The organism is Chromobacterium aquaticum, from assembly GCF_021129195.1.
Classification (GTDB): domain Bacteria; phylum Pseudomonadota; class Gammaproteobacteria; order Burkholderiales; family Chromobacteriaceae; genus Chromobacterium; species Chromobacterium aquaticum.
Window position 1 is genome coordinate 21,524 of the sequence record NZ_JAJOHW010000115.1, and the last position, 7,385, is coordinate 28,908.

Here is a 7,385-nt window from a genome sequence, read left to right on the forward strand (position 1 = left end):
TGGCGGGTTTCTGTTGAGCAGGTCTGTATCTATGACCGGATACCGTTCTGGTTCTGCCGCTCGCTCCCGGGCTTGGGTTGTGTGGGCTTATTCGTGAAGGCATGGCGATCGAAATTGCCGATGAATGCCATCACGGCCTGACGCATCTTGTCGTTGTCGTCGCGACCGAGCGTGCCATGGATGTGGCCTCCCACCCAGTTGATGACCTGGTCTGGCACCAGGTAGATCAAGTTGAAGGCAGTGTGGATCAGGTTGGTCGCCATGGACAGGTAGATGAACAGGTAAAACAGCACGCTCACCATACCTGTGATCGAGTCAAACTGTGCGTTGGCCACGGCGATACCGAACAATCCGTTGAGCAGCGTGCCGCCGGCGATGACAATCGCACCGCCCAGGAAAAAACCCATCACCATCAGCAGCGGCCGCAGCATCGCGTTCAGCAGGAAGACGTAGCCGTGTGCCGATCGATCGCCCATGCCGTCCCCTTGTGCGCCGAGGTGAGTGAAGGCCCACAGCGGCGTTGCCATCACTCCTTCGCCCACAACTGCCATCCAGTTGATCGCGGCGCCGAACCAGATGATGAACGGCACCATCGGGATATAAGTGCTCAGCATGCCGCCGATCAGCAGCAGCAACAGGATCAGCGGCACCAGGAACGGCGCGACACCATCGGCAACACCCTGCATCACATCGCGCGCGCCGGTGGTGAGGTTCAGCGCAGAGGAGGCCAGGCCGATGATGCTACCTCCGTTGGTCACACTGGTCACGACCTTGAGGCCGGTATAGCCGGCGATACCGGCCTCCGCGATTCCCAGCGTATAGTCGCCGATGTTCTTCATCTTGATCAGCGGGTTCACCTGGCCGTTCTGGCCGGCAAACGCATTGACGTTCACCAGCGCATTGACCAGGCGTTGGCCCGGGGCCTTGAACCAGGAGCCGATCACCTGCGCCGGATCTGTTGCTGAACGGGCCTTGCTCTGCTGGTCGCCGGAGTTGTCTAGGGCAGCCGCGTGCGAGGTCGACGCCTGCTGGGCCCGGAACGCCTCAAGTGCGGCATCGTACACCGACAGCATGGCCGGATCGCCGCCGGCCGACGCGCCGTAAGTGTGTGCGGTGGCAGCCGCCGCGTCGGACAACTTGGTGTTGGCCTGGGCGAAGGTCTGGTACCAAGCTCCCAAAGTGAGCCAGCCGCCTTGCTGGATCGCGCCGGCGAGCTTGTCGGCCAAGGCTGATAGCTCGCCCTGTTTGGTGCCGATCGCAGCGTTGACCGTGTTTTCGTATTGCTGTGCGGCAGACTGGATCGCCAGCTCGGCGTCGGGTAGCGCGGCGCCGCTGGTCTGGCGTTGCACCACCGCGTTGACGAACTGCTGAGCCGCCGGGTTCAGTGTTGCCTGTAGTTGCTGCAGGGCAGTCAGGTGCGCCTGGCGGACGGCTGAGGTGTCAATGGTCGGGCCGAACCAGTTGGTGGACTGCGCCTGTGGCGCGAAATCGGAGTTGAGATCCGCTCCGCCGCATACAAAGCTCGCGTTCTGGAGCGCAAAGCCGCTATTGGTTGCGCGCTGCTGCACAAAACTGTCCTCTGGTAGCAGTGCACCATTGGCCTGTGCCTGTGCCAGGCCGGCGTTGATGCTGTGCATGCACAGGTCGGACTCGAACACGTTACGCGCCAGGCGTACTGTGCTGGGCGCGACCGGCTGCATTACCATGGATTTGCCGTCACGGAACGCCACGATCGCCGCATCTGTGGCCAGGTTGCCGCTGCCCACGCCTACGCTGGCCGCGGACCAAAGCAGCAGCAGCTGAGCGACGCACCAGCCGTTGGCAGTTGGGAACAGCGAGCACATGCCGAATACGATCCGGACCGGCTGCCAGAATGTGTGCTGGGCCCGGTCGAACACGCTGCCATCGTGCGCGGTTTGCGCGGTTTTCCTGAACAGCTGATAGCCGACGAACAGGCCGGCAATCACCATGATGATGCCGTTGGATACCTGAAAAATGCTTGCCAGTACAGTGTCGCCGCCGCCGTCTGTAGCCAGCGGATTGTTTACCACGTTGCCGTAGATGGTGACGAGCGCTTCGCGCGACTTGTCGCCGGCGCGCTGTGCGGCCTCCGTGATCAGGCCCATGTCGGCAGCCCGGATGGCCAGCGACCACAGCATGAGGACGAAGCCCATCAATCGCCGAGTCTTCATATTGACCCCTTCAGAAATGAGAGCCGCCCTCGAGGGGGCGGCAGAACGTTACTGCTGCGGCAGTGCTTGTGGTGTCATGCCGCGATCACGCTGCAGCTTGAGGTTGTAAGCGTCCTGCGGGTTTTTCCAGTCGCCCTGCTGGTAGCGTCGGTTGTTGAACTCTTGCCCAGCTGCTCCTGGCACATTACCCGGGCTGGCCTGCGTGTAGCTCTGCCGTACGGCCGGCGTCGGGTCCCAGGCTGAGCCGGAGGTGGGGGCGTTGAGCACGCCATTGTTTATGTTCCCGAGGAAGCCATTCTGGGTTGTGGTAAGGGGCACGCCTGCATTGCCGCTGACAGCCATCGACAGGCCGGCGTAGAGGCCCGCGCCGGCGACGGCATACGCCGTTGCGCCCCAGGTGGCGCCGGCACCAAGTGCGGCTCCCGAGCCTGCAGTCATCCCCGCCACGCCCGTCAACGCGAACCCACCCGCCCACGCCAGTGCGAATGAGATGATGATGAATGAAATGAAACCCAAGCCAGACTTTGTTTCCTCATGGTTGAAGGCGTGGTACTCGGAGGTATTCAGATCGCCCTTGTTCCAGTCAACGAAGTTGGCGCCGGCGTCCACCACCAGGTCACGTGGGCACGGATTGTTAGCGTCACTGGCGATCACGCAGTAGGAGGCGCTCAGCGATGTGCCGCCGCGGCCGTAGGCGGTGCCCATATACCAGTGCGGTTTCACATACGCATCCAAGTACGTCGTTGTTTTCTTCACGAAAATGTTCCCATCTTCGCGTGTCCCTTGGTTGATGCGCGTTTCAGCCACCCCCACCATCGCGTTGTCACTACGATAAAACTTCATAGCCATCCCCACTGCTGCAAAAAACGCGCTCGGGTTCAGGTTGCGCCATTCATCACACACGGGGTTGCTGTTCGGGAAGCGGTCCCAAGGCTCGTGCCAGTTGTCGTTTTTGGAGCCGGTGTAGTTCACTCCAACGCAAGAACGGTCGGCGTAAAAAGCCCAGAATGGGTTTGCGCCCCGGAAGTTGCCGGGTACGGGTGTTCCGTCGCCATAGCGGTTGCGCGCCCACTTACTACCGTCCTTGGGTGCCCAGGAGCGGATCTGGAGCTCTACGCCACCACTTGGCAGCCGGCGGAGCGTAACCACATCGATGCGGCCGGTAGCGCTCTCCGGGTGATACCGCGCATAGATCTGCGGTTTGGCCGCGTAGGTCGCGTAGAGGCTGTCAGCCAACTGGCTAGGCGGAATTTGGGCGATCAGTGCCCCCAAGTCGTTGCGTGTGTAGCGGATGTCGCCCTGGAGCATGTAGATCGCTTGCCGGTATTGCGCCTCGGAGATGCCGGCGCGCGCGATCGGGGCCCACATCGTCATGGCCAGATAGAACAGCAGCGTGATGCTGCTGATCGGGCGTAGCAATTTTCTGAGAAACGGCATGGCTCTTTTCCCTTCGTGTTGTTGGCTGGAGGTTTAGGGCTGGTGATCGAGCCACCAGGCCGCGTTTTCGCGGCGAAGTTTGGGGCCGTCCGCACTGTGGTCGCAGACTACGTCGCCAGACTCGTAACGGAACCCGCCCTTCCAGTAGCAGCCGCCCGGCTTGTCATCATTCCATTTGGTGACCAGGCGGATTTCGCCGTATTCCTTCTCGGAGGCGGGATAAATCCACTCGATGATGTCCCCCACTTCAAACATTCCTGGCTGGGCGAAAGAGCCTGCCCATTGCCATCCATCAACGGTGCCGTAGTGCCGCAGGACCTTGATAAGGTCCTGGCCCTTTGGGATGTCCTGCCCGGACATCTTCTTGAACTCGACAGCAGTGTTCTTAACGACTTTGGGGTTGTTCACTGACGTGACGATGCCTAGGTATGTTGTACCCGTTAGGCTTGCGTCGTATGGCACCGCCGAGACGCACCCGGACAGCAGCGAGATTGGGAGCGCGGCAAGCAGCACTGCGCGAGCGATTTTGCGGATAGAGTTCTGCATGGTTGAGTCCTCGGATTAGGCGTTTTGTTTGGGTTTGGTCCAGGCAGTCGATTGCCAGGAGACGTGGGGGCAGTACTCGTCGAAGTCGACCCAGAGGACGACTGACTCGCTGAAGTCGATTGCCATGCCTTTGGCGAAGCGCACCACGAACATGTCGTCGTACGGCCAGCCGATCAGGCGTGCATAGCCTTCTAGCGTTGGGTTCCATGAACCATCGAGACGGATGAAGCGGCCATCAGCACGGATGCTGCCTGCGAGGCCTTCTGGGAGGTCGAGTGGGAAGTCTTGCGACTGGAAGAACTCGTTTGCTTGGGCGAACTCGGGCAAGAGCAAGAGCTCGGCCGAAATGGCAATGTTGGAAAAATCGCGGTCTTTCGCCCGGACATCCAAAGCAACGCAAGGTGCGTTAAAATGTGTGTTAGCCATTATTCGACTCCATGATAGTCGGGTTGTGGTTAGGCCCACCTGATAGCTGGAACTATCAGGTGGGCCGACTTTTTAAGCCGGATAAAACTTAAATTGCTTTTGAGTTACCTAATTCGTGAAACTTTTATATCTTTTCAATTGCTTTAGTAGTAACAGCATGTTTATGGTTGATTATTTGCGTTACTAGTAACGTCTAGTATACTTGCATCATAACAGGAGATCAATGAATGTCTGATAAGGATGTAAATGGTAAAAATAAATCGTTGCAGAATGCAAACTCTATGCGACAGGCAGCCTTCAAGGAGAGGATGAGGGCTCAGGGATTCATTCAGGTTGCGCTATGGATGACACCTGATGAGGAAAATGAGGTGAGAGCTTTTTTGAAAAGAATACGTGAAGAAAAGAATAGCATTTCGAGTTGACTATGCCATTTTTTGACACAACTGTTTTTATAGTCAACTCAATGCATTTTAATGTGACCGGTCAACAACAATTGTTGAGGCTTTAAATTAATGGCATTGGGTTCGTAATCAAAATCTTGGTTTTGTAAAATTAATTGTAACCAACCAGAATCCTGTCTGGTTGTCACTGGGCTTGCCATCGACCCGGCAGACTCACAATCGGCGTTGGGGTGTAACTACAAACCTGACGCGTCATTGTTATTTGCAACAAGCGCAACTTCGATGGTGGGCTGCACTCGAGGGCACTCGGGCCGCGACGGTGATGACAGACGCGGCCTGGTGCTCAGGCAGAAAAAAACCGGCACAAAGCCGGTTTTTTTTGGGGGGGAGAGGGTGGAGCCTTACGCGTAGATAGCCTCGACAGCCTCCACGACGGGTTGTGAAATCTGTTGGATGGCCGGCCGTTCACTTTGGCGAGCCTGCCAAACGTCGTACTCGCCCTGCATGCCGATCCACATCGCGCTGCTGGTCCCCAGCGCCAACTCCAGGCGCACAGCGATTTCAGGCGTGATGGCGGCATGACCGTGAATGATGCGGGATAGCTGTGCACGGGTGATGTGGATCGCCTTAGCAAACTGGGTGATGTTCATGCCATCCAGCCCTTCGATCCACTCAGACAACAGCTCGCCCGGGTGCGGAGGAGAGAACATAGAAGCCATGATGAAAGTCCTTAGTGATAATCCTGGTAGTCCACAACGAATGCATCTTGGCCTTCAAACTTGAAAGTGAGGCGCCAGTTGCCGTTGACTGTGATCGACCAATGCCCTGCCATCTTTCCGCCCAGCGGGTGCAGTTTCCAGCCTGGTACACCCATGTCTTCCGGCTTACATGCGTGGTTCAACGCAAAAAGTTGCCGTTTCAGACGTTGCTCATGGTGAGGCTGAATGCCTTTCTTTGAACCGGTATGAAAGAACGTTTCCAGTCCGGCATGTGCAAAGGATTTGATCATTGACGCACTGAGTGTATAGTCTTGCTATACGACTTTCCAATTGAATTTAGCTAAGGATTTCATTGCAGCGTTTGATATACGTTTCATCAACCGCTTGAGCAACCGCATTGAGCATCGCAGTTTACCACCTGCCTAAGTCCCTCGCTAATGGCAGGAATTTCTGCTCAGGGCACACCATAACCCAGCCGGTCCAGGACCTGACCGACCCAAGTATCGTCCGACGGCAGAAGCGATTTCTTGAACAGGTAGCGTCGGCCGGCGTCCGCCAGCACGTCGAGTCGGACCGCGTATCTATCCTGAAGACTCGATGCACAGCACGACAGCCTGGGCCCCGCAAGGGGAACGCCACATCGTCAGGAAAATGGCGTTATGGATCTAACTCGACCTGCTGCGGGCCGCGGAAACGGATCAGCGAGAGCGCCAGGGCCAGGCCGAAGGCGGTGCCTAGCAGCATCCAGCCAACCGATTTCAGCCCATCGAAGGGAATGCTGGCCAAGATCAAGCCGGCGACGATGCAGCCAGCTGCAGTGTAAAGGTAATGTCGCCAGATGAGGCGGAGGGGTGCGAGTTCGTGAAGGCCTCTGTCTACCAGGGAGGAAGCAGACTTCTGCTGTTTGCGGATATCTTCCAGATCCAGGGTCCGATCCCGCTCAGCTAAGGTTCTGGGTTGACGATGGAGTCTGCGCGCATAGATGGCCTCCCTGACTGCTTGTTCGTTTGGCAGGTTAGGAATCTCCGACCATCTCGACGTTCTGACACCGTAGTCAGTCAGGAGCCGTAGGGACACTCTGGGCCGCCGCAGGACCTGGAGGTACTGCCCATCCAGCATGGCCAGCCATTCGTCGCGTTCGTCCCTTGGGGCAATCACCACGATCCGCTCCGGTTCGGGATAGTTGGCTTCCCGGACCCAGGTGGCAATGGTGGTTTGTTCATGAGCACGCATAAATGCGACGCGGTGTTTGCCCTCATGCGCCCAATATAAGCCCAGCGCGCGATAGCGGATATAGCAAGCATGGTCCAGGGAGCCGAAATGGCTGCGATAGCCAGCAATTCTTTCCTCGACCTGGTCATCTGGCACATGCTCCGGGAGGCCCTTAATGCTGGCCCCCAGAACATGCTTGGGGTCAACAAAAGCCTGGAAGGCTTTCCGTCCAGGCTCGTCTTCCCAATCCATGAAAGGCAGCACTAGCTTTAGAAAAGTATGCCCATGGTATGCGCAGGTATTTCCCCCTGGGTTGTCCATCCAATCGTCCAGGAATGGTTGCCCCATCCGTTCCCGCGCGTATCTGTCCAAGCTGACTTTCAAGTCGCAAAGGGCCGCGGCGGTCAGTTCAAGCTGGGTTGATACTTCTGACTGAAGTGTCCTGACAAGAG

The 7,385-nt window shown here is 57.7% G+C and carries 8 protein-coding genes; 1 reads left to right on the forward strand and 7 read right to left on the reverse strand.

The window, feature by feature from the left end; genetic code table 11:
- Positions 1-29 precede the first annotated feature (29 nt).
- Genes LQT98_RS17865 through LQT98_RS17880 form a run of 4 tightly spaced genes read right to left on the reverse strand, consistent with a single transcriptional unit; the run spans position 30 to position 4,601 of the window.
- On the reverse strand, positions 30-2,192 hold the full coding sequence (locus LQT98_RS17865; RefSeq protein ID WP_231464003.1) for a DotA/TraY family protein: 2,163 nt from the start codon (positions 2,190-2,192) through the stop codon (positions 30-32).
- 48 nt (positions 2,193-2,240) lie between these two features.
- Positions 2,241-3,629 carry a hypothetical protein gene (locus LQT98_RS17870; RefSeq protein WP_231464004.1) on the reverse strand — a complete coding sequence of 463 codons (1,389 nt, stop codon included), beginning with the start codon at positions 3,627-3,629 and terminating at the stop codon, positions 2,241-2,243.
- Between the two features lie 33 nt (positions 3,630-3,662).
- On the reverse strand, positions 3,663-4,175 hold the full coding sequence (locus LQT98_RS17875; RefSeq protein WP_231464006.1) for a hypothetical protein: 513 nt from the start codon (positions 4,173-4,175) through the stop codon (positions 3,663-3,665).
- A gap of 15 nt (positions 4,176-4,190) precedes the next feature.
- Entirely contained in the window at positions 4,191-4,601 is a 411-nt protein-coding gene (locus tag LQT98_RS17880; protein ID WP_231464008.1) for a hypothetical protein, read from the reverse strand.
- Between the two features lie 227 nt (positions 4,602-4,828).
- Here LQT98_RS17880 and LQT98_RS17885 point away from each other — a divergent pair, with 227 nt between their 5' ends.
- Complete coding sequence (locus tag LQT98_RS17885; protein ID WP_231464010.1) at positions 4,829-5,023, forward strand: hypothetical protein; 195 nt, start codon at positions 4,829-4,831, stop codon at positions 5,021-5,023.
- A gap of 380 nt (positions 5,024-5,403) precedes the next feature.
- Here LQT98_RS17885 and LQT98_RS17890 read toward each other — a convergent pair whose 3' ends face one another.
- The 3 genes from LQT98_RS17890 to LQT98_RS17900 all read right to left on the reverse strand — a co-directional run.
- Positions 5,404-5,721 (reverse strand): HigA family addiction module antitoxin, encoded by a 318-nt coding sequence (locus LQT98_RS17890; protein WP_231464012.1) that lies wholly within the window; start codon positions 5,719-5,721, stop codon positions 5,404-5,406.
- Positions 5,722-5,732: 11 nt separating this feature from the next.
- Positions 5,733-6,011, reverse strand: a complete 279-nt coding sequence (locus LQT98_RS17895; protein ID WP_231464014.1) for a type II toxin-antitoxin system RelE/ParE family toxin — start codon at positions 6,009-6,011, stop codon at positions 5,733-5,735.
- Positions 6,012-6,378: 367 nt separating this feature from the next.
- Positions 6,379-7,385: hypothetical protein (locus LQT98_RS17900; RefSeq protein ID WP_231464016.1), on the reverse strand; the 1,007-nt coding region annotated here is incomplete at its 5' end.